Annotated in this window: 12 protein-coding genes; 9 read left to right on the plus strand and 3 right to left on the minus strand. The window is 43.8% G+C overall.

The features are described 5' to 3' along the window. Window positions 1-7: 7 nt before the first annotated feature. Genes GO495_RS09625 through GO495_RS09665 form a run of 9 tightly spaced genes read left to right on the plus strand, consistent with a single transcriptional unit; the run spans window position 8 to window position 19,811 of the window. Window positions 8-1,702: a RagB/SusD family nutrient uptake outer membrane protein gene (locus tag GO495_RS09625; RefSeq protein WP_157299468.1), complete on the plus strand. Its 1,695-nt coding sequence runs from the start codon at window positions 8-10 to the stop codon at window positions 1,700-1,702. Beyond that, on the plus strand, window positions 1,686-3,410 hold the full coding sequence (locus GO495_RS09630; protein ID WP_157299469.1) for an exo-alpha-sialidase: 1,725 nt from the start codon (window positions 1,686-1,688) through the stop codon (window positions 3,408-3,410). Before GO495_RS09625 ends, GO495_RS09630 begins: the two co-directional genes overlap by 17 nt. Beyond that, on the plus strand, window positions 3,407-7,168 hold the full coding sequence (locus GO495_RS09635) for a family 78 glycoside hydrolase catalytic domain (RefSeq protein ID WP_157299470.1): 3,762 nt from the start codon (window positions 3,407-3,409) through the stop codon (window positions 7,166-7,168). The genes GO495_RS09630 and GO495_RS09635 overlap by 4 nt, the downstream gene beginning before the upstream one ends. After that, window positions 7,147-8,025, plus strand: a complete 879-nt coding sequence (locus GO495_RS09640) for a sugar phosphate isomerase/epimerase family protein (protein WP_157299471.1) — start codon at window positions 7,147-7,149, stop codon at window positions 8,023-8,025. Before GO495_RS09635 ends, GO495_RS09640 begins: the two co-directional genes overlap by 22 nt. A 47-nt stretch (window positions 8,026-8,072) precedes the next feature. Continuing rightward, entirely contained in the window at window positions 8,073-12,203 is a 4,131-nt protein-coding gene (locus tag GO495_RS09645; protein ID WP_157299472.1) for a glycosyl hydrolase, read from the plus strand. A 29-nt stretch (window positions 12,204-12,232) separates the two neighbouring features. Continuing rightward, complete coding sequence (locus GO495_RS09650) at window positions 12,233-14,491, plus strand: glycoside hydrolase family 2 TIM barrel-domain containing protein (RefSeq protein ID WP_240915198.1); 2,259 nt, start codon at window positions 12,233-12,235, stop codon at window positions 14,489-14,491. Window positions 14,492-14,545: 54 nt separating this feature from the next. Continuing rightward, a complete protein-coding gene (locus GO495_RS09655) occupies window positions 14,546-17,266 on the plus strand; it encodes a family 78 glycoside hydrolase catalytic domain (protein WP_157299474.1) in 2,721 nt (906 codons plus the stop codon). A gap of 38 nt (window positions 17,267-17,304) precedes the next feature. Then, the gene (locus GO495_RS09660) at window positions 17,305-18,282 is read left to right on the plus strand and encodes a pectinesterase family protein (RefSeq protein ID WP_157299475.1); all 978 of its coding nucleotides are present in this window, start codon (window positions 17,305-17,307) and stop codon (window positions 18,280-18,282) included. Next, complete coding sequence (locus GO495_RS09665; RefSeq protein WP_157299476.1) at window positions 18,255-19,811, plus strand: MGH1-like glycoside hydrolase domain-containing protein; 1,557 nt, start codon at window positions 18,255-18,257, stop codon at window positions 19,809-19,811. The genes GO495_RS09660 and GO495_RS09665 overlap by 28 nt, the downstream gene beginning before the upstream one ends. Before the next feature lie 256 nt (window positions 19,812-20,067). On the opposite strand, the gene GO495_RS09670 is transcribed toward GO495_RS09665, so the two are convergent. From GO495_RS09670 to GO495_RS09680, 3 genes are read right to left on the minus strand one after another with little or no spacing between them, the layout of a single operon-like run. After that, window positions 20,068-23,070 carry an efflux RND transporter permease subunit gene (locus GO495_RS09670; RefSeq protein WP_338075388.1) on the minus strand — a complete coding sequence of 1,001 codons (3,003 nt, stop codon included), beginning with the start codon at window positions 23,068-23,070 and terminating at the stop codon, window positions 20,068-20,070. Beyond that, on the minus strand, window positions 23,067-23,966 hold the full coding sequence (locus GO495_RS09675; RefSeq protein WP_157299477.1) for an efflux RND transporter periplasmic adaptor subunit: 900 nt from the start codon (window positions 23,964-23,966) through the stop codon (window positions 23,067-23,069). Before GO495_RS09675 ends, GO495_RS09670 begins: the two co-directional genes overlap by 4 nt. Further along, the gene (locus GO495_RS09680) at window positions 23,963-25,201 is read right to left on the minus strand and encodes a TolC family protein (RefSeq protein ID WP_157299478.1); all 1,239 of its coding nucleotides are present in this window, start codon (window positions 25,199-25,201) and stop codon (window positions 23,963-23,965) included. The genes GO495_RS09675 and GO495_RS09680 overlap by 4 nt, the downstream gene beginning before the upstream one ends. Window positions 25,202-25,222: the final 21 nt, after the last annotated feature.

The following is a 25,222-nucleotide window of genomic DNA, read 5'->3' on the forward strand; positions in this document are numbered from 1 at the left end:
GTATGTTATGAAAAAGATATGTCTGATAATTTTACTGTTCTCCTGTAATATAGATGAATACAACCCTTCCGGCGCTACAGCAGATGCGGTGTGGTCAACACCTCAGGGATTTGTTACGCTGGTGAATGCTGCATATTCAGAACAACGGGCCTGGTATGGCAAAGAGGATGGGGTGTTTATGTCGGAAGCAGGGACCGATCTCTGGTTCAATTCCAATAAAGATAATTATGCGAATGAACTCACCCGTTATGAGAGCTTTACTCCTTCCACTGCTAATCCTAATAAAGCCGTGTGGAAGTCTTTGTATAAAGCTATCAACCTTTGTAATGCGGGGATCAACAGGATTGGTCAGGCCGGGTTTACAGACAGCGTCCAACGTAATAACAGGGAAGGGGAATTACGTTTCCTCAGGGCCTTTTGTTACTGGCATGTGGTGGAAACATATGGTGGCGTCATGTTGCTGACACAGGAAACATCCGGAGTGATGCTGACTGCTACCAGGAGCCCGGTAAAAGCTTTCTATCAGTTAATGGTGGAGGACCTTACCCTGGCAGTGAAGTATTTACCCGTTAGTTATGGCGCTGAATATAGTCGTGCTACAAAGAAATCTGCGCTGGGATTATTAGCCCGTGTATACCTCTCCGGCGCTTATTATTATACGGGCGCAGAAGCACAGCAATGGTTTAAAAAGGCACAGGAAACTGCGGATGAGGTGATTAACAGGAAAGTGGAATTTGGGGTAGATCTTTGGGCTGATTACGCCGATCTCTGGAAACCTCAGAATAATAAACAGAACAAAGAGGCTTTGTATACCATCAGTAATTCTACTAATACGGCGTTGAATTATGATGGTAACGCGAATCGTTTGCACCTTTGGTTTCTGACTACCTACAGCTCCAAACCCGGTATGCAGTTAAGCATGGAATATGGAAAGGATAACAGCCGGAGATTTATGCCTACCCGTGCATTGCTGGATTTTTATGATGAGAATAAAGACCACCGCTATGCAGGTGCTTTCCAGGAAGTATGGATCTGTAATAAGGCGTATACATGGACAGCGGCAGATGTGGCTACCTATAAAAAAGATCCTGCTATGATCGGAAAACAGATGATACCAGGGAAAGATACTGCGCTGTATGTTACCAAACAAAGTATCGCTGATAAGGCTACCCGTCCCTATTTAGTAATTGACAGGGATAGTACTTATCATACGAATGGTTCCATCTATGGGGCGAATGATTATGTGCAACTGAAGAAATATATGGACCCTCTTACACGTGCTGCTGCCAACTCCAATCCCGGTTACCTGGATATCCTGGTTATTCGCCTGGCAGAGATATACCTGGTGGCAGCGGAAGCGGCTTTTCAACAAGGGGATAATAATGCAGCCGCTGCGTATATCAATATATTGAGGACAAGGGCTGCTGTCAAAACACCTGTAAATCATACTACAGAGATGCAGATCACAGCAAATGATATCAGCCTGGATTTTATACTGGATGAAAGAGCACGTGAACTGGCCGGAGAACATTTACGCTGGTTCGATCTGAAACGTACAGGTAAACTTATAGACAGGATCCATCAGTATAACCCGGATATCACACAGGTACAACCTTTTCATATGCTGCGGCCGGTGCCGCAGGTTGAACTGGATGCATTAACTAATGGTCAGCAATTCGGACAAAATGAAGGGTATAATTAGTTTATTCTTATTACTGGCAACATCTGCTGCTGCACAGGTACATTATACAGGTAATACACTGGTAAATGTAGACTATCATCATGGGCAGTTACACCCTGTTGTGGGTGTGCGTAATATCCAGGTAATGCGGGCCGATAGGAATATTAACCACGGCTGGACTTACAACCATGCGCCCATGCTGGCATACTGGCGCAACAGGTTCTATCTTGAATACCTGAGTGATGAAGTAGGGGAAAGCGTGCCACCCGGACAAACATTATTACTTACTTCTCCGGATGGTGTTACCTGGTCTTCGCCTGATGTCATCTTCCCGCCTTACAAAATCCCCGATGGGCCTGTGAAAGATGGTATTGCTCATAATCTCTATGCGGTCATGCACCAGCGTATGGGATTCTATGTATCTAAGAATGATCATCTGCTGGCATTGGGATATTATGGTATCTGTTTAAATGCAAAGGATGATCCGAATGATGGGAAAGGTATCGGTCGGGTAGTAAGAGAAATTTTGCCAGACGGTAAATACGGCCCCATTTATTTTATACACTACAACAAGGCATGGAATGTAAGTAATACATCCTATCCCTTTTACACCAGCAGTAAGAATAAAGAATTTGTGGCTGCCTGTAATGAGTTATTAGCTACACCGCTGATGATGATGCAATGGAATGAAGAATCTGACAGAGATGATCCTTTGATCCCTTTACAGAAACAATACAAGGCATTTTGTTATTATCATTTGCCGGATGGTAAGGTAGTAGGATTATGGAAGAATGCGTTGACTGGTACAAGCAATGATGAAGGGAAAACATGGTCTGCTGTTGGGCGGGCTCCGGGGTTTGTAAATAGTAACGCAAAGATATGGGGACAGAGAACTTCAGATGGCCGCTTTGCTACAGTGTATAATCCTTCTGAATACAGATGGCCACTGGCATTGTCCGTAAGTAATGACGGACTTGAGTATACCAACTTATTACTGGTGAATGGAGAAGTACCCCCTATGCGTTATGGCGGGAATTATAAGTCTTACGGGCCACAATATGTAAGAGGGATAGAGGAAGGGAATGGTATACCAAAGGACAGCAATCTGTGGGTTACTTACAGTATGAATAAGGAAGATATATGGGTGGCGATGATACCTGTGCCTGTAAAGGATTATGGGGATGAATGGAATACGTATAGCCCGCTTTTGGCGCCTGTAACTATCACACCTGATAAAATTACTTTGGAAGATAAAGACCCTTATGATTACGCTAAAGCAGAAAGGATTATCCCTGCTGCAAAAAAACTACAGGTGGATTTTACTATCACTCCCAAACAGGATGACCACGGTCAGTTACAGATAGAATTGCAGGATGGGAAAGGCGCTCCTGGTCTCAGGCTTATCTTTGACGCAGATAGTATATTAAAAACAAAAGCAGGGGCCAGGTATAAAAACTTCTTCCATTATCAAGGAGATAGTACTTATGCTTTCCATATTACCTTAAACACGTTCACCCGTTTTTACACTATCAATATAAACGGGAAAGATATACTGACCAGTCTTCTCTATGCTCCTTTGGATGCCGTGGAAAGAGTGGTGTTCAGAACAGGGGAGACAAGACATTTCCCGGATGCAGATACACCTGCGGATCAGACTTATGATCTGCCGAAGGCTGATGTGCAAAAGGCTGTGTACGATATCCGTTCTTTTAAAACTGCTGCATTATGATGAGATACCTTCTTTTATTATTATTTGTGAGCAGCCCGGTATCTGTTGATCATCTCCGTTGTGAGATGTTAACAAACCCGGAAGGTATTGATGTCCTCACTCCCCGGCTTAGCTGGGAGATAAATGGGACTGGTAATAATATCAAACAAACGGCTTACCAGGTCATCGTTGCATCTTCCATAGAAAAACTAAATGAAGGTGATTTATGGAATTCAGGGAAAGTACTATCTGATCAGTCTATTCACATTACCTACGCAGGAAAACCTCTTAAAAGCGGTACGGATTGCTACTGGAAAGTAAAGGTCTGGACTACCGCAGGTGTCAGCGACTGGAGTGCACCTGCCCATTGGGGTATGGGGCTGTTTAACTGGCAGGCGCATTGGATAGGACTGGACAGTGTTTTTGCATGGGATAGTGCACAGAGTAAATTCTCACGCTTGTCTGCACGTTACTGCCGTAAATCATTTGATGTAAAATCTGGTATTAAAAAGGCCACTGTTTACATGGCCGGCCTGGGTCATTATGAATTATATATTAACGGGAAACAGCAGCGTGATGTTGTATTGGCGCAGGCGCCTACCGATTACTCCAAAAACATTTTATATAATACATATGATGTAACCAATATTATTAAACAAGGAAAAAACGTGATTGGTACCGTATTGGGTAACGGGCGTTTCTTCACGATGCGACAGGCATACAAACCTTATAAGATCAAAACCTTCGGTTATCCGAAGTTATTACTGCAACTGGATATTGAATATACTAACGGAGAGAAACAAAGTATTATCACGGATGATTCCTGGAAGATAACGACCGATGGCCCTATCCGTACAAATAATGAATATGACGGAGAAGAATATGATGCAACGAAAGAAATGCCTGGATGGGATAATATTGCTTTTAATGATGATCATTGGTTAAAAGCGGCACTGGTACAATCGCCGGGTGGACGTTTGGACGCACAGATGAATGAGCCGGTGAAAGTGATGGAGAAGATAAAGCCTGTCTCTATCCGTGCTGTTACTCCGGGTGTGTACATCATGGATATGGGGCAGAATATGGTGGGATGGTTGCGAATGAAAGTGACCGGACAACGCGGTCAGCAGGTTACTTTACGTTACGCGGAAACTTTAAAACCCAATGGCACACTGTACACGGAAAATCTGCGCGATGCTAAGGTAACAGACAGATATACCTTAAAAGGTGGTGGAAAAGAAATATGGGCGCCTTCTTTTGTATATCATGGTTTTCGTTATGTGGAAATTACCGGCTGCGTACCTGCATTGGATGATTTTGTAGGAGAGGTTGTATATGATGATCTTACAACAAATGGTCAGTTTGAAACGTCAGACCCTACTTTAAACCAGATTTATAAAAATGCTTACTGGGGGATAAGAGGGAACTACAAAGGCATGCCTGTAGATTGTCCTCAACGTAATGAACGTATGCCCTGGCTGGGCGACAGGGCAACAGGTGCTTATGGAGAAAGCTTTCTTTTTGATAACGCAAAACTGTACGCCAAATGGCTGGATGATATTGAATATGCACAAACGGCAGAAGGGGCTATTCCTGATGTGGCACCTGCCTATTGGAATTATTACTCCGATAACATGACCTGGCCGGGAACTTATCTGCTGATAGCAAATACTTTGTATGAGCAGTTCGGGGATGTACAGTCTATCCGTAAACATTATCCTTCTATGAAAAAATGGATGGAGTATATGCGGAGTAAATATCTTGTCAACAATATCATGACGAAAGATAAATACGGCGACTGGTGTGTACCTCCTGAATCTAAAGAGCTGATTCATGCAAAAGATTCTTCCCGGTTAACAAGTGGTACTTTGATCGCCACGGCTTATTATTATCATCTGCTTACTTTAATGCAGCATTTTGCGGGATTAGTGCAGGAGGATAAAGATGCAAAGACATTCGCCGATTTGTCTGTCAAAATAAAAACTGCTTTTAATCGACGGTTTTTGAACAACAAGCATAACGATAGTAGTACAGTTAAGTATTATGATAACAATACTGTAACCGCTAATCTCCTGCCTTTGTCTTTTAATATGGTGCCTGTTGCCGATCGTAAAGAAATATTTGAACAGATAGTACGCAAGTCTGATGGTCATATCAGCACAGGTATGATAGGTACACAATGGTTAATGCGTGGCCTTACAGATAATGGCAGAGCAGATCTTGCTTATCAGATAGCTGCCAGCCGGGATTATCCCGGCTGGGGATATATGGCAGCAAACGGTGCTACTACCATCTGGGAATTATGGAATGGTAATACGGCTAATCCCAGTATGAACTCTCATAACCATGTGATGTTATTAGGAGATCTACTGGTTTGGTTTTATGAGAACCTGGCGGGAATTAAAAGCCATGATGCTTTTAAAGATATCATCATGAAACCTGTTCTTGTAAATGGGCTGGATGAAGTAAATGCTTCGTTTCATTGTATGTATGGAGATATTCGTAGTCATTGGAAAAAGACGCCGGGAAGTTTTACGTGGGACATTTCTGTACCTGCCAATTCAACGGCTACAGTATATATCCTTGCTAAATCTGTTAAAGATGTAAAAGGTCACGGGACTTTTTTACGTATGGAACAAGACAGGGCCGTTTATAAAGTAGGCTCAGGGGACTATACATTTATTGCTGAGCAAACGAAGAAAAAAGCAGTGATTGTTGATGAGTTCATATTTGATAAGGCGCCTTTCCCCGAGAGCCATGCAGCCACTATTGCAGAAACACCGAAGGGGTTGATCACCGCCTGGTTCGGAGGTACGAAAGAAAGGAATCCGGATGTGGGGATATGGGTAAGCAGGCAGGTAAAGGATACAATAAATGGACAGAGTAATAAGGGTGTAAAGATAAAAGATAAAGCAAACAGTCAGGCAAGGCTTATCTGGACTACGCCTGTGGAAGTAGCCAATGGCATTGTTTCAGATAGTGTTCGGTACGCCTGCTGGAACCCGGTATTATACCAGGTACCCGGGGGCGACCTGCTGTTATTCTACAAAACAGGCCCCAATGTGGCAGGATGGAAAGGCTGGATGAAAACATCTGCTGATGGAGGGATGACATGGTCTGCTGCACAAGCTCTTCCGCAAGGCTTTTTAGGCCCGATAAAGAACAAACCGGTACTACTGGAGAGTACACTACTATGCCCTTCCAGCACAGAAGAAGGGGGCTGGAAAGTGCATTTCGAAGCTACTAAGGATAATGGCAAAACCTGGACTATGACAGGCCCAATTAACGATGGTAAAACCAGTAACGCTATCCAACCCAGTATACTCAGTTATGGTAATGGGAAATTACAGGTCCTTTGCAGAAGTAAAGAAAGAGTAATAGAGCAGTCCTGGTCTACGGATAATGGGCGTAGCTGGTCTCCGGTAACCGCTACTTCATTACCTAATAATAACTCTGGTACAGATGCAGTGACGTTGTCAGATGGGCGTCAGCTATTGGTATATAACCATGTTAAAACGCCTGAAGGTGCATCCAAAGGGGCGCGTACACCTTTAAATGTGGCAATATCCAAAGATGGAATTACCTGGTATGCAGCGCTGGTATTGGAAGATTCTCCTATAGGTCAGTATTCTTATCCTTCTGTAATACAGTCGGCCGATGGGTATGTACATATTGTATATACCTGGCGCAGACAGAAGATTAAATATGTGAAGATAGATCCGCGTCAGCTTACTTTAAAACTGATAAAAAACGAGCAATGGACAGACGTCAATTTATAGGCAAAGCTGCAATAGTTAGTACAGGATTGTTATTACCAATGCAATTACTGGCCACAGCGAAAGAACCCCGTTACAGAATAGCTGTCTGCGACTGGATGATCCTTAAAAGGCAGAAGCTGGGTGCTTTCCAGTTAACCAGGGATATAGGAGCAGATGGGGTAGAGGTAGATATGGGAGGATTGGGTAACCGTCCAACTTTTGATAACAAGTTAACAGATCCTGTTGTCCGTCAGCAGTTTCTCGATAAATCCAAAGAGTTAAATATTGCGATCAGTTCTGTTGCGATGTCTGGTTTTTATGCGCAGTCATTTGCAGAAAGACCGGAAGTAGATGCTATGATACAGGATTGTATCAATACCATGCTGCAATTAAACGTAAAAGTAGCCTTCCTGCCATTAGGCGTAGAAGGGGATCTGGTGAAACACCCGGAGCTGCGCCCTGCTATTGTCACCCGTTTAAAAGCGGCTGGCCTGCAAGCGGCAAAAGCAGACGTAGTCATCGGTATTGAAACAGCTTTATCCGCAGCAGAAGAGGTGAAGTTATTAGATGAGATCGACTCTCCTGCCATCAAAAGCTATTTCAATTTTTCCAATGCTATACAGGGAGGCAGGGATTTACAACAGGAGTTACGTACGCTGGGTAAACACCGCATTTGCCAGATCCATTGCACAGATACGGATGGGGTATGGTTACAAAACGATTCGCATATCAATATGCGCAAAGTGAAACACACGTTGGATAAGATGGGCTGGCGTGGCTGGCTGGTAATAGAGCGCTCCCGCGATGCCAATGATGCAAAGAATGTTAAAAGAAACTTCAGTGCCAATACCGCTTATCTGAAATCCATTTTCCAATAATCCAGGTCTCTTTCGTTATTATAAAAATCAGGGTCTCTTTCTTCGTCATGAAAAAACTTCTTTCCATAGCAATAATCCTTCTTTGTACAACACAGCTTGTTGGGCAATCCTTAGATTCTCTTTTTCTCCATCCACCGCCATCAGCCAGGCCATGGGTCTTCTGGTACTGGCTGAACGCTGCGGTATCCCGTGAAGGGATTAAAGCAGATTTACAGGCGATGAAAGACGCAGGAATTGGCGGAGCCTACCTGATGAGCATCAAAGGTAAAACTGATCCGCCTTTGGTAGATCCCCCCACAGAACAACTGACCCCTCAATGGTGGGATATGGTGCACTATGCAATGAAAGAAGCAGATAGTCTGGGGCTGCAAATGGGGATGCACGTAAGTGATGGCTTTGCCCTGGCCGGTGGTCCCTGGATCACACCGGAACTCTCTATGCAAAAAGTAGTATGGACAATATCTTCCCCAAAAGATACCTTGTCACAACCGGAAACAAATGAAGGATATTACAGGGATATTGCCGTACTGGCATATCCTTCTCCGTTATATGCAGATGCCAGACCTGTAGTGACCAGCAGCAATGGAGATGCCCATTACCTTGCCACTCCTGGTAACAAAGAAGCATTCAAAAGCACAACACCCTGCTGGATTCAATATGCATATGATAAACCCTTTACCTGCCGGTCGGTCATCATTCATACAAACGGGAACAATTACCAGGCACATAGATTAGGAATGGCTATCAGTGACGACGGAATAAACTTTCGTCCTGCTGGAAAAATGGAATCTCCCCGTCATGGCTGGCAGGATACAGATGCAGATGTAACGTATTCAATCCCTGCCACCACTGCCCGTTATTTTCGTTTTTTATATGATAACGACGGTTCTGAACCAGGTGCAGAAGATCTTGATGCAGCTAAATGGAAGCAAAGTTTAAAAGTCGCCGGGATCACTTTATCTCCCTTGCCCCGCATTCATCAGTACGAAGGGAAAACAGGGGTGGTATGGCGTATCAGTACACGAACTATATTACCGGATTCATTATGTATCCCCCTGGATAAAATCATCGATATCACGAATAAGATGGATGCCAACGGGTGTTTACACTGGAAAGCCCCTGCCGGTAACTGGACCGTTATCAGAATAGGACATACTTCTACCGGCCATACCAATGCTACCGGTGGCGCGGGCAAAGGACTGGAATGTGATAAGTTCAATCCTGTAGCTGTAAGGTTACAATTTGATCACTGGTACGGAGAAGCATTACGCAGATCTGATCCGGCACTAAAAATGTTCCATGTAGATAGCTGGGAATGTGGTAGTCAGAACTGGTCGCCCGTATTCAGAGATGCTTTTCATAAAAAACGCGGATATGATTTATTGAAATACCTGCCTGCTATGGCAGGCATTCCTGTGCAAAGTGCTGAAAGGTCAGAGCAATTCCTTCATGACATACGAGAGACCATCACAGAACTGGTACAACAGAACTTCTTTGATACACTGGCTGTTCTTGCGCATGCAAAAGGTTGCACCTTCAGTGCAGAAAGTGTAGCGCCTACTATGACCAGCGACGGTATGTTACATTACAGCGCTGTGGATATCCCTATGGGAGAATTCTGGTTACGCAGTCCGACTCACGACAAACCCAATGATATGCTGGATGCTATTTCCGGTGCACATATCTATGGTAAAAATATCATCCAGGCAGAAGCATTTACTTCATTACGTATCCGGTGGGATGAACACCCGGGTATGCTCAAAACCTTACAGGACAGGAACTATGCGCTGGGAATCAATCGCCTGGTATACCACGTATTCATGCACAACCCCTGGATGGACCGTCAACCCGGCATGACATTGAATGGTATCGGTCTTTATTTTCAAAGAGATCAGACATGGTGGAAGCCCGGCAGCGCCTGGGTTACCTATGCACAACGCTGTCAGGCTTTATTACAACAGGGCCGCCCTGTAGCAGATATAGCTGTATTTACGGGAACAGAGATTCCCAGACGTGCCGTACTGCCAGAGAAACTCGTGCCAGTATTACCGGGCATCTTCGGAGATAGTATTGTGAAGAAAGAACAGGCGCGTCTGGCTAATAAAGGGACACCCCTGAGAGAAATGCCTGCCGGCGTTACATCCGGTGCTAATATCACTGATCCGGCAGACTGGATAAATCCTCTGCATGGATATGCCTACGATTCTTTCAACCCGGATGCACTGATGCGGTTAGCAAAAGTACGCAACGGACGCATAGAGCTGCCAGGCGGGGCCTCTTATAAACTGCTGATCGTACCGGGCAATACTTTACCCGCAGAAATGACTACACGTTTATATCAACTGATTAAAGAAGGAGCAACAGTATTGATAAATGATACTACTTTAAAGACGCAAAAAATAGGTAAAGGTTATTTATTAACGGGCCCCTGGGAAAAACAGGATTTTAGTTCGGTCAATTTACATCCTGACTTAGAAGTCCCATCCGGTATTGCCTGGACTCACCGTACTGCCCCGGGCTTTGATCTCTACTTCATCTCTAACCAGGATAGCTGTGAACGTATCATCGATGCCTCTTTCCGTATCTCCGGCCGTATTCCTGAATTATGGGATCCCGTTAACGGGGAACAGCATGCCGCAGGTAACTGGTATATCGCTAACGGTCGTATTAAATTGCCTTTGCAGCTACCTGCCAATGGTTCCGTTTTTGTCATCTTCCGTAAACCAACTGCCGCAAAAGGAGCCAATGGTAACAACTGGCAAACGTTCACAACTGTACAGGAACTGAAAGGCCCCTGGAAAGTAGTTTTCAATAAAGACACTACCACCTTCGATAAACTGACCGACTGGAGTACAAACTCATCTGACAGTATCAAATACTTCTCCGGTACAGCGAATTATACACAAACCTTCTCCTGGCAGGGCAAAACACAAGTACAGCTATCTCTGGGAGAAGTCGCCAACCTTGCAGCGGTAAAAGTAAACAACATCCCCTGCGGGATAGTATGGACGGCTCCTTACAGCGTAGATATCACACATGCTTTAAAACAAGGGGAAAACAATATTGAAATAGCCGTTACCAACACCTGGGCCAATCACCTTTCAAAATCTTCGCTAAAAGCAGGATTACTAGGGCCTGTAGTACTAAAAACAAATCTCCCGGATAGCAATACCATGCAGGCTATTTATTCAAAAATAAAAACGCCTTATAAATACGGGTTAGTAATGACCCCGGAAGATAACTCCAAAAAGATGGACTGTCCCAGCATCTTCAGGAAAGACGGCAAATGGTACATGGTATACATTGTCTTCGACGGCAAAGGATACGAAACCTGGCTGGCAAAAAGCAACGACTTACTACACTGGAAAACACTAGGTAAAATGATGTCATTCTCAGACAGTACCCACTGGGATGCCACACAGAAAGCTGGTTATATCGCCCTGCAGGACTATCAATGGGGCGGTAGTTACAATTGGGAGGAATACAACGGACAACACTGGATGTCTTACATAGGAGGCGCAGAACATGGCTATGAACAGGGATTATTATCCATTGGTATTGCTCACACAAATAAAGGCATTACTACTCCGCATGAATGGCAACGTTTGGATAAGCCTGTATTAAAAGCTACAGATAAAGATGTAAGATGGTGGGAGAATAATACGATCTATAAAAGTTCTGTCATCCATGATAAAGATAAAATCACCGGATATCCTTTTGTGATGTACTACAACGCAAAAGGAGACAGCCTCAAACCTAAAAGAGGAAAGGAACGCATAGGGATGGCCGTGTCAAATGATATGGAACATTGGATCAGGTACGGTAAAGGACCCGTATCAGATCATTTCACCGGCATCACCGGCGATGCTGTCATCCAGAAAATAAACAACATATGGGTGATGTTCTACTTCGGTGCATTCTGGAAAAACAGGCCAAATGCTTTCAACCGTTTCGCCTGCTCGTATGATCTGGTCCACTGGCAGGACTGGCAGGGAGAAGATCTCATCAGCTCTTCAGAAAAGTATGATGAACGGTTTGCTCACAAATCTTTTGTAATTTACTACAAAGGAGTTGTTTATCATTTTTACTGTGCTGTTAACAATGCCGACCAGAGAGGCATTGCTGTCGCTACATCTAAAGACATGGGAAAAAGTAAAATTACATTCAGGAGGTTATGAGAATATTGATCATCTTTTTTTGTTGTATCATGAGTACTGCACACGCACAACGATATTTGTTTGATGAAAACTGGCGGTTCTACCGTGGCGCTGCACAGGGTGCAGAAGATATCAATTTCAATGATTCCGGATGGAGAACTATAAATCTTCCCCACGATTGGAGCATAGAAGACCTGCCGGGTACAACCTCTCCTTTTAATCCTGGTGCTTTGAGCCAGGTGAGTGGTGGATTTACCACAGGAGGCACCGGCTGGTACCGTAAACATTTCAAAACAGAGGAAGGGAAAAATACCATTCTTCAGTTTGATGGTGTATACATGAATGCAGAAGTATGGGTGAATGGAAAGAAGCTCGGCAAACATCCCTATGGATATACTTCTTTCTGGTATGATATATCTGCTCATGTCTTTTCATCCAAAGACAACGTGGTAGCCGTAAAAGTAAGGAATGAAGGAGAGAACAGCCGCTGGTACTCCGGTTCCGGTATCTACCGGCATGTATGGCTTCATTCACTGGACCCGCTGCATTTCGATCAATGGGGCGTTAGTATCACGACGCCAAAAATAACGGCTAACAGTGCTACTATCAACATCGAAACAAAACTACATACGAATTTTAAGCAGATAACAATGATCATCCGTATACTGGATGCAAACGGGAAACAGGTGGCGAAAAGAGAAGCTCCCGCAACCGAAAGCAGTACCCAGGAAATCGAGATCAAAAACCCGGTTTTATGGTCTGTTACCTCTCCGGTACTCTATACCGCAGAAACAACCGTCTTCGCTAATGGCAAGCCTACGGACAGCCTTACTACCACCTTCGGTATCCGTACTATCGCTTTTGATGCGGTAAAAGGTTTCCGGTTGAATGGACAGTCATTAAAGCTAAAAGGAGGCTGTGTACACCACGATAACGGCCCGCTGGGTGCGAAGGCTTACGACAGGGCAGAAGAGCGTAAAGTGGAGCTTTTAAAGGCCAGTGGGTACAATGCTGTCCGCTGCGCCCATAACCCGCCTTCTCCTGCCTTTCTGGATGCCTGCGACCGTCTGGGTATGTTAGTGATAGATGAAGCCTTTGATACCTGGCAGGATGGCAAGAACCCCGAAGATTATCACCTGTATTTTAAAGACTGGTGGCAGAGAGATCTTGAAAGCATGATTTACAGGGACCGTAACCACCCTTCCGTTATCATGTGGAGCATCGGTAATGAAATCCCTCATAGAGAGAAACCGGAAGTTGCTGCTATAGCAGTTACGCTGCGTGATTTTATAAAAGGTATAGATACCACCCGTCCTGTTACCTGTGGTGTAAACGGGATTGCAGAAGATAAAGATCCTTTCCTGGCAGCGCTTGATATAGCCGGATATAATTACGCGCCTGATAAATATGGAACAGATCATCAGCGTGTACCGCAAAGGATCATAATGGCCACAGAATCTTTTCCGCTGGATGCTTATAAATACTGGAAAGCAGTGGAAGATCATCCCTGGGTGATAGGAGACTTTGTATGGACGGCCTTCGACTATATCGGGGAAGCCAGTATAGGCTGGCTGGGTTACATGCAGAAACAGAGTTTCTATCCCTGGAACCTTGCTTACTGCGGGGATATTGATATCTGTGGATGGAAACGGCCACAATCCTGTTTCAGAGATGCTCTCTGGAAGGAAAAGCAGCTCTCGGTATTTGTACGTCCCCCTCAGCCTTCTTTTAAAACTAATCCGGATAAGATAGACTGGAGCCGCTGGGAGTGGCAGGATGTAACTGACAACTGGAACTGGAAAGGCTATGAAAATAAACCACTGAAAGTAGTGGTATATACTTCTGATAAACAGGTGGAGTTATTCCTGAACGGCCGGTCTTTAGGTAAGAAAAAGGCGGATAGTTGTACGGCTGAATGGGAAGTGCCCTATGAAGCAGGGACTTTAAAAGCTGTTAGCAGGAATAATACTGCTACGCTGAGTACTGCGGCTGAACCAACACAAATTACCCTTACAGCAGATAAAACAACAACAAAAGACCTGTCTTACATCACTGTACAGCTTACAGATGCCAGGGGCATCCGCAATCCTTTAGCAGAAAACCTGCTAAAGTTTGAGATAAGTGGCCCGGGTAGTATCGCTGGTGTAGGCAATGCTAACCCACGAAGCATAGAAAGTTACCAGTTGCCTCAACGCAAAGCATGGCAGGGGAGATGCCTGGTAATAATAAAAGCAGATGGGACCGGTCCTGTCACCCTCACCGCTAAAACAGACGGATTGCCTCCCGCAACAATAACAATCAATAGGTAAGCATAAGACAGTTAAACGTAGAAAATTATATAGCTTATTCGCAATTCTTTATCGATGACCAGAACTTGCCTTTCCACGTTATTCGTTCTGTTTACCTGTTATTGTACAGCCCAGGTGAAAGTAACGGACCTCTTATGTGAACATAAACCATCTCCTGATGGAGTAGATGCTAATGCTGCTTCATTCAGCTGGCAGATAAACGCCACACAAAGAAACTACCTGCAATCTGCTTACCAGGTCCAGATAACAGATGATAGTACAACACTACAAAAGCAGCCTGCCAACATCATCAAAAGCAATCTGTCTGTATACAAAGGAAAAAAACTACTCCCGGCACACCGCTATTACTGGCGTGTAAAAGTATGGGACCAGCATAATCAGCCTTCTGGTTGGAGTAACATCTCTACTTTTACCACAGGTATCACAGACTGGAGCAATGCTAAATGGATAGGTTACGAAGAACTCCCCGATTCCATGCTGCTGGTACCGGGAGTGCATTCAGGAGAAGAAAAGCCCAACAATAAAAACAAAGCAAAACAAAGGCCTGTCATCCCTTTATTCCGCAAAACATTCAATACTACACACGCAATAAAAAGAGCATTGGTATTTATCAGCGGACTAGGTCAGTATGAACTGAATATCAACGGGAAAAAAGTAGGGGATAACTTCCTCGCTCCCGGCTGGACATACTACGATAAACGTGTCTTATACAACAGCTACGATATTACCGGATTACTGAAAAATGGGGATAACGCTATCGGCGTAATTGTAGGTAACGGATTTTACAACATCAACAAAGAACGCTACCGTAAATTATCCATTGCTTTCGGTATGCCGAAGATGATCTGCAAACTATTTATTACTTATGATAATGGTACTACCAATACCATCGTTTCCGGTAGCGACTGGAAAACAGCGCCATCACCCATTACCTTCGCCAGTATATACGGAGGAGAAGATTACAACGCCAACCTGGAACAAAAAGACTGGGACCAACCTTCCTTCCATGATGAAACATGGAAGAATGCATTGCTGGTAAAACCACCTCAGGGATTACTGGAAGCAGAAAAAGACTATCCCGTAAAAGTAACAGATATCTTGCCCGTAAAATCAATCTCAAAACCCGTAGACAGTATCTACATGTATGACTTCGGACAGAATGCATCTGGTATCATTGAACTGAAAGTACAAGGGCATAAAGGACAAACTATCAAACTCATTCCCGCTGAACTGATCAATGATAAAAAATTAGCTAACCAGAAAGCTACCGGCAAACCCTATTATTACTCCTACACATTAAAGGGAGAGGGGATAGAAACCTGGCGCCCCCGTTTTACCTATTACGGTTTCCGTTACGTACAGGTAGAAGGTGCCATACCTGATACCGCCAAACAGAACGATCTTCCAAAGATAAAAGGACTCAGTTTTTTACATACCCGTAATTCAACCCCCTCATCAGGATCTTTTGAATGTTCAAATGCGTTATTTAACAAGATAAATACGCTCATCCTCTGGGCTATTAAAAGCAATATGCAAAGTGTGGTCACTGATTGCCCGCACAGGGAAAAACTCAGCTGGCTGGAACAGGATTACCTGATGGGTACATCTATTCAACACAATTTCGATATCTACCAGTTGTATAAAAAGCTGGTATACGATATGATGGACGCACAAACCAAAGAAGGATTAGTGCCAGACATTGCTCCGGAATTCGTTGTATTCAATGATGGTGGTGTTGGTTTTCGTGATTCTCCGGAATGGGGCAGTGCATCCGTCATACTCCCCTGGTTAATTTATAAATGGTATGGTGATAAGGATGTTATGCGGGCTGCTTACCCGATGATGAAAAGATATGTAGAATATCTGAAAAGCAGATCAGACAGCAACATCTTATCTTATGGATTAGGAGATTGGTTTGATTATGGTCCTGCGCGGCCAGGTGTTGCGCAACTCACCCCCAAAAGCCTTACGGCAACGGCTATTTATTATTACGATATCAGCCTCTTATCTGAAATGGCTACCTTACTGGGCAACAAAGACGTGGCTAAATGGACGCAACTGGCAGCTTCCGTAAAGCAGTCGTTTAATAAGAAATTCCTGCATGCACAGGTATATGCCACCGGTAGCCAGACAGCCATGGCTATGCCGCTTTGCACCGGACTGGTAAATGAAAAGGACAGGAAGCAGGTATTCAAAAACATGGTAGATTCCATAGTGCATGATGGCAAAAAGCTCACAGCCGGAGATATAGGTTTTCACTTTCTTGTACAGGCGCTACAGGAAGGTGGTGCTTCTCAATTGATTTACGATATGAACTACCGCAGTGATGTACCCGGTTATGGTTTTCAACTGGCAAAAGGAGCAACGGCACTCACTGAATCCTGGCCGGCACTGGCAGAAGTCTCTAACAATCACCTGATGCTGGGGCATATCATGGAATGGTTTTATAATGGGTTAGCGGGGATTAATCAATCGGAAAAATCGGTGGCTTATAAAGACATTATTATCCGTCCGGAAGTAGCAGGGGATATCTCTTATGTAAAAGGGGCTTATAATTCTCAGTACGGAACTATTCGCAGCGAATGGGAAAAAAAAGGAAGGGTATTTAATTTGTACGTACAGATTCCGGCTAATACTACTGCTACTATATACATTCCTGCCGCAAATACACAAATGATTAAAGAAGGCGGTAAGATGGTTATACCAATTGGATATGAAGATGACAGAGCAATTATCAAAACAGGCTCGGGGGAGTATCATTATGTAGTGAGATAAATTTTATAACTTGTCAGCAATCCTGAAAACTCTTTATTATGAAATACTTTTTATTATTCCTTCTGTTTATTACACAGATAGCCAGGGCAGAAGACCCCAAATACATTGTTGTTGCCAAAGATAATTCCGGTGATTTCCATACTATCCAGGAAGCGGTGAATGCTGTGCGCGACTTCTCCTATTTTCCCTGTAAGATCTTTATCAAAAAAGGAATTTATGAAGAGAAACTGGTGATCCCTTCCTGGAAAACAGGTATTACTTTAGAAGGGGAAAGCAGGGATAGTACTATTATCACTAATTCCGATTTCTCCGGAGGATTTGTACCAGGTGCCAGAAAAGATATGTTTGGTAAGGATAAGTTCAGCACGTTTAACTCTTACACTGTATTAATAGCGGGAGATGATGTTACTGTAACAAATCTCACCATTGAAAATACCGCAGGTAACGTTGGTCAGGCTGTAGCATTGCATGTGGAAGGAGATCGTTGTGTTGTCCGCAACTGCCGGTTGCTGGGTAATCAGGATACGTTGTATACCGGCAGGGCGGGCAGTCGTCAGTATTATCAGAATTGTTATATAGAAGGCACTACCGATTTTATCTTCGGCGCTGCTACTGCTATTTTCAATGATTGTACTATTCAAAGTAAGAAGAATTCATACATCACTGCTGCTTCAACAACGAAGGATCAGCAATACGGGCTTGTTTTCATGCACTGCAGGCTAACGGCTGATAAGATATTCACGAAGGTCTATCTGGGGCGGCCATGGCGCCCTTATGCCGCTACGCTGTTCATGTATTGTATCCTGGGTGCCCATATATTACCTGCAGGCTGGTATTATTGGGAAAAGGAGAAAAACGAACAGACTGCAAGATATACAGAGTATAAGAATACCGGTGCGGGTGCAGCTATTGACAAACGTGTGGCATGGTCACATCAGTTGACGGATAAAGACGCGAAATCTATCACGATTACTAAAGTATTTAGAGGATGGGATCCTTCAAAACAAAGTTACTAGCTTGTTTGCTGTTGTCTGTGAATGCCGTTGCTCAGCAATACATAGCACCGGCGTTAACTCCATATGCAATCCACAGGGGGACAGATACTACACTGTTTCGCTATGTTGAACGCTTCAACAGGCAGGACAGTGAATATATAAAGAACCTCATAGACAATAAGAATGCCTATAGCTGGTTGGCTGCGAACATCCCTGTGTTGCAATGCCCGGATTCAGTCATAGAACAAACTTATTACTATCGCTGGTGGACTTTCCGCAAACACCTCAAACAAACACCGGACGGCTACATCTTCACTGAATTCATCACACCTGTAAAACATGCGGGAAGATATAATGCTTTAAGCTGTGCCTTCGGACATCATGTATACGAAGGCCGCTGGTTAAGAGATACGCAGTATATCAATCAATACGTCCGTTACTGGTTTATCAAAGATGCACAACAACCCGCTCCCCGTTTTCATCAGTTCAGCAGTTGGGCAGAAGATGCGGTGTATAATCGTTTTCTGGTAGATGGGGACAGCAGCTTTATCATCAGCTTATTGCAAAACATGGATGCTGATTATCGCCTCTGGAAAAAGGAAAAGGGGGTAGGAGAAGGCTTCTGGCAGTTTGATGTAAAAGATGGAATGGAAGAATCTATCAGTGGTTCCAGGAAGGAAAAGAATATCCGCCCTACCATCAACAGTTACATGTATGGTAATGCCAGTGCGATAGCAAAGATTGCTGCAATGGCAGGTAATGATACCTTACAACAAAGGTATGAGAGAGAAGCAGACACATTGAAATCGTTCATATCCCGGCTTTGGGATGAGGATGCTCATTTTTACAAAGTAAGATTAGCAAAAGGCCCTTTATCTGATGCCCGGGAGGAGTTGGGTTTCATCCCCTGGTATTTCAATATACCAGCCGATAAAGCCACTTATGCTAAGGCATGGGAGCAACTTACCGATACATCAGGATTTAATGCTCCCTGGGGCATTACTACCGCAGAGAGAAGGCATCCTGCCTTCCGTTCTCATGGCAGCGGTGGCTGTGAGTGGGACGGGGCCATCTGGCCATTTGCGACTACCCAAACATTAAAAGGGCTGGCCAACCTGCTCACCAACTACAAGTATCATATAGAGCCTGCTGTCTACTACAAAGCTTTACATACTTACGCCAATTCCCAACAGAAAAACGGCATTCCCTACTTAGGCGAATACCAGGACGAACGTTCCGGCTACTGGCTGAAAGGGGATGATCCCCGCAGTAGTTACTACAACCACTCCGGTTTCTGCGATCTGGTCATCAGCGATCTGATAGGCCTTAAACCCGGTACCGGAAACACGATCGAACTAAACCCTCTGATCCCTTCCGGGAAATGGGATTGGTTCTTACTGGACAAAGTTCCTTATCACGGGCATCTGCTCAGCATCCGCTGGGATAAAACAGGCAGGAAATACAAGAAAGGAAAAGGGTTATACATTTTCGCTGATGATAAAGTGATCTATCACGGAGATCAGTTAAAACATGTCATCACGAAATTATAGGTAAGTCCATATTATCCTCAGCAGGATAATAATGATTCGATAAGAAAAAGCAATAGCTTCTTAAGTCTGGTTTTGTTTGATTACATAATCTTCGCACAGATGTTGTTGATCGATAAATACACCTTATCTGACGTGAATATCAGGTGAAGTTAAATTGAAAAACAAATCCTGAGTCCATATTCCAAAGCTAAATCAGAGAACTAAACAGTCAGATGCAGTGTATTTATCGATCAACAACATCTGGTAATCTAAGCTGTTATAGTATCGCATCAATTACTGGAAAGGGATTTTTATCCTTGTACAATATACGCAACATAGAAGGCAATACAATAAGCAACAAAGGAAGGGCTACTATAAAACCACCTATCACCGCTATGGCTAGTGGCTGGTGCAGTTGCGCTCCGGCGCCAATACCTAAAGCCAGTGGCATTAAAGCAATGATAGCGCCCAGGGCTGTCATGAGTTTGGGTCTTAGACGGGTAGAGATGGAGTATATAATAGCCTCATCCACATGATGTTTACAAAGCGAATCCTTAAACTGTAAAAATGTGAAAATAGCATTCTCTCCAATGATCCCCACGATCATAATTAAGCCTGTATAACTGCCCACATTCAAAGGCGTATTAGTAAGATATAATGCCAAATAACTACCAGAGATACCCAGTACTGCTAAGATAATAATGAGCAATGCAATTTTAAAATCACGGAATAAAAAGAGAATTACGATAAACACCAGCAGACTGGCAGTAATAAGAATGATCAACAACTCATTGAAAGATTGTTGCTGATCTGCATACGCTCCACCATACTCCACATGATATCCGGGAGGCACTTTGATTTTACGGATCTCATTCATCACCGTTCCCAGGTCACTGTTCTCCAGACGGGCAGTAACGACGCCCATCGTTTGGAGATTTTGCCGTTGAATCTCCGCATCTCCTGCATTCAGCCTGACTGTAGCCAGGGATGAAATAGGATGCAAACGTCCGTCAGGAGAGAATATCTCCAACTGCTGAAGGTCTGTAATGCTACGGCTGCGGGGATAGATCATCCTCACCGCGGACAACTGCTCTTTTTCTGGAATACTGCCAATGACATTGCCTTCCAGTGCATTCTGCAACTGCATCTGCAGGTTGGCAGGGGTGATCCCAAACTGTGCCATCCTGCTGTAATCCGGAACGATACTTACGGAAGGTCCGGCAATGACGATGCCATTAAAGACATCTGCCGTACCATGTATCTTAGATACCTGCTCTGCTACCCGTTTTGCAATTCTCTGTGGATTATCCCCGAATATTTTTATCTCTATTGGCTGAACGGAAGTCATCAGATCGCCCAGCATATCACCAACCACCTGCCCGAAATCTATGCGCAGCGCTGGTTGTGTAGACTCAATGCGTTGCCGGATATCACTGATCACTTCATTAGTACTCCTGTCACGTTGTTTTTTAAGTTGTATCAGATAGTCGCCGGTATTAGGTTCTGTGATAAAGAACCCCATCTGCGTCCCCGTTCTCCTCGAATAAGCCTGTACCTCCGGAACTGCCATGATCAGCTTTTCCGCTTCCCGTAACATCTTGTCTGTTTCTTCGAGAGAAGTGCCGGGCGGAGAACTGTAATCCAGCACTATACTGCCTTCATCCATCTCCGGTAAAAAACCGGTTTCCAGTTTAGGGAGGATGAGGTATATCAGCAAGCCCAGACAAATTACCATCACAAAGCTGATAACAGGGCGATGGATAAAAAATGATACCCAGCCTCGTTGCCGCACGGCATGTACCTTCACCGGTGTATCTTTTCTGGAAAACAAGAGATAAATGACCGGTAACCCGATCCATGTTACGAAGAAGGAACATACCAGCGTGATGATCATCGTATTGGTCAGTACTTTGAAATAAGCACCTGCCACACCCGTCATCAAAACGAAAGGAAGAAAGATGACTATTGTACTGATAGAAGATCCCAGCATGGCCGGGAACAGGTAACGGACCGCTTCCTGTAACAACGTAACGGTTGATTCATCAGGATGTTCTTCATGCGTACGGTGAATCTGTTCCACTACTACAATGGCATCATCTATAATTAAACCGGTTGCTGCCGCAAGCGCTCCTAAGGTCATGATGTTAAACGTGTACCCGATAGCGTATAAAACTAATAATGTTAAGCAGAGCGTAATCGGTATCGTGACTAATATCGTAGCACTGGCTTTTAAAGAACGAAGAAATATGATAGCTACTACAATGGCCAGTAATAACCCTATCCACAAGCTGTCTGTTACACTTCTCACCGCATCCTGTACAAAATCCGACTGGATATAATACGGTCTGATAGTTACGCCGGCTGGCAAAGTCAGTTGCTGTACCTTTTTCTCCATAGCAAGGGACATGTCTGTAAGGTTCGCATTGGGCTGCTTGATAATGGCTATCAGTATGCCTTCCCTGCCATTTGCGTTGATCTTGGTATATTCTATGGCTTCCTTTATGTCTACTGCACCAATATCCTGTAAACGCGTAATTCTTTTACCATCATTCCTGATGATGATTTTTTTCAGATCATCTACTGAATGTACAGTAGCATCTGTGACAGTAAGGTATAGGAATTTATAATCTGATAAATAACCATTCGATTTGATGAAGTTAGTCTGGGATAATACATTGCTTACCATATCCGGTGTTACGGACAACGTACTCATTTTATTGGCATCCAGTTGTAACCAGTATTCCTTGGTTTTGCCACCTATCACCCGCACTTCCGATACACCATCCACCTGAGATAAAAACGGTTTAATGGTATAATTGGCCAGCATCTTTAACTCAATCGGACTCTTGGTATGACTCTCAATAGTATACCCCATCACCGGCAGAATGGAAGGATTCATTTTCTCTACCGTAATCTGTACTTCCGGAGGTAACTGGTTCCTGATCTGATTGATCTTTGATTCTATACGCTGCTGGCTCAGATCTATATCCGCATTCCAGTCCATAAAAGCAGAGATCTCACAGCTCCCTTTACTGGTGCTGCTGCGTACCATATGCAGACTAGGCACCTGCTTTACCGCATTTTCCAGTGGTTTTGTTACCGTCACCATCATTTTGTCCACCGGCTGTAATCCTGCATCCGCAATGATCTTTATCTTGGGGAAAGTAATTTCCGGAAACAGCGATATCTGCATTTTACTGTACGCAAAAATACCTCCCGCTATGATAAGAAAGAGTATAGCAGCAATCGGATGTTTATGGGAGATAAAATAATTTTTCACGGGTTGATGATTTTAACTTTCGCTGTATCTTCCAATCCATAATTTCCCGTAATAAGGATTTTATCATTATCTGAGAATACCGGTGAGATGATCTCTATCCTGTCTTTTGTCTCAATACCTTTTTTTACCGGGACTTTAACAGCCGTACTGTCATTCATGAGTTTCATCACCCAGAATTCAGTTTGTGTCTCATCTGCCAGCACCGTTGATTTGGGTAAGGTGATAACATCGGTTTTGGAAATAGTAGGGATGTTTACTTTCACCACCAGGTTCTCAGGTATGGTCTTATTGCCATCCATGGTGATAATGATACTTTGCGTCTGTGCTGCGGAATCCACAGTAGGCATAGCCGCAGAGATAGTACCTGTGATCTTTTCCCCACCCGGCAGAACGATGTCGACAGTATGATGATTGATAACCGCATTATGCAGTTCGTAAGGCATGTTCATCAGGAATACGAAATTGTTACTGATCGTGGCCAGTTGTTCTCCATCCTGCACATAATCTCCCGGTTGGTGATCGAGTGAAGTAATATATCCGTCTACACTGGCTTTAATACTGTTGGTACCGGAGAATTTGAAGCTGCTGTCTAAGGCGTTCACTGCATTGCCGATACTCACGGCTTCTTTTGTTTTAACGGTAAAAAGTAATTGTCCGCGGTGCACCGGTTGTCCCAGGTGTATATTGGTAGATTGCAGATAACCGGTAGCATTGGCTTTGATATAACTCTTTAACAGGAATGTGGACGTTGCGTTCAGTTCAATATATTCCTGCATCGGTCCTCTGCTGATATTAATGACCGATACCGGTGTCTGTATCTCGGTAGTGGCATCTTCAGTCGCTGCCTGTTTACAGGACGTTATTAACAGCAATAATATCATTACCCGTTGTCTCATCTGTTCCAGTAGTTGATTTGATTAATGATCTGAAGACGGCTCACCGTATTTTGTGTGAGCAGGTTCCTGGCGTTTAAATAATTATTGAGCGCAATGATCAGGTCGGCTATACGTACATCACCGGTTACCAGTAATCTGGTGTTCACCTGTATCAGTCCTTCAGAATATTTTATCTGGTAATTGATCTGGTCTATCAGTTCCTGTGTACCTTTCAACTGTTGCATAAGCTGTAACACCTGCTGACTGTATTGTTTCGTAAAGAACTCCTTGTAATGCTGTCTTGTTTGCTCTGAGAGATCTAATTTCTGGTATTGCAGTTTACGTTGTCTGCCATCATAGATAGGAATATTAAGACTAAATCCAAAGCTGGTACCGAAATTTTTATATGGAGTATAAGCTAATGATGAATTATACCCGGCATCTGCAAAGGCGCTGACGGTAGGTTTATAGCTGTAATCCAGGTTAGCCCTGTCATTACGGAGTTTCAGGCTGTCTAAAGTATATTGATGAAAGAACACAGAGTTTTCGGGTTGGGGTAATGCCTGGATTTTTATATCAGGCTCTTCCAGTTCAACTGTGGTAGTATCAACGATGCCACTTAAATAATTCAGCGTAGCATAATCGTTCTGGAACTGGATCGTGTTTTGTTTAACGGTGAGTTCCTGTTGTTGTAAGGTCACCAGAAAAGTAAGGTAATCAGCCTGACGATATACATTACTTCCCGTCAGTTTTCTCAAAACAGTATCTTCTTTCGCCAATAATGAATGAATGGTTTTAGAGAAATTAAGTTGTTGCAGATCGCCGTAAGTTGTGATATATTGTGCTATCAGTGTTCTTTTGAGTTCCTGTACGGAAATCTTCGCTGTATTCTCTATCCCCTGGCTTAAAAGGTTCACGCCCTCAAACCGTGTCTGCAGGTTCTTCTGTCCCACAAACTTTTTATTCACCCCTACAAGGGCATTCACGCCAGCTCCGTTCGTAATCGCATTATCATACCCATAACCCTTTATAACAGGCGCGTAGGTATTAACGCTGGTCCCGGCTACCTGTGGTTTATACGTAGCCAGGATCTTTTCACTGTCTATTTTATTAGACAACACCTGGTTCTGATAATCCAGCAACAGCGGACTGTTACTCAGCGCCTGGTCAATAAAGTAATCCAGTGTTTTCTTTTGTGCTATGGCAGGACTCATCAACAGGAAAAGAAAAATACTGATCAGAAATTGTTTATACATGATATAATTGATGAGCAAACC

This window comes from Chitinophaga oryziterrae (assembly GCF_009758125.1).
Lineage (GTDB): Bacteria > Bacteroidota > Bacteroidia > Chitinophagales > Chitinophagaceae > Chitinophaga > Chitinophaga oryziterrae.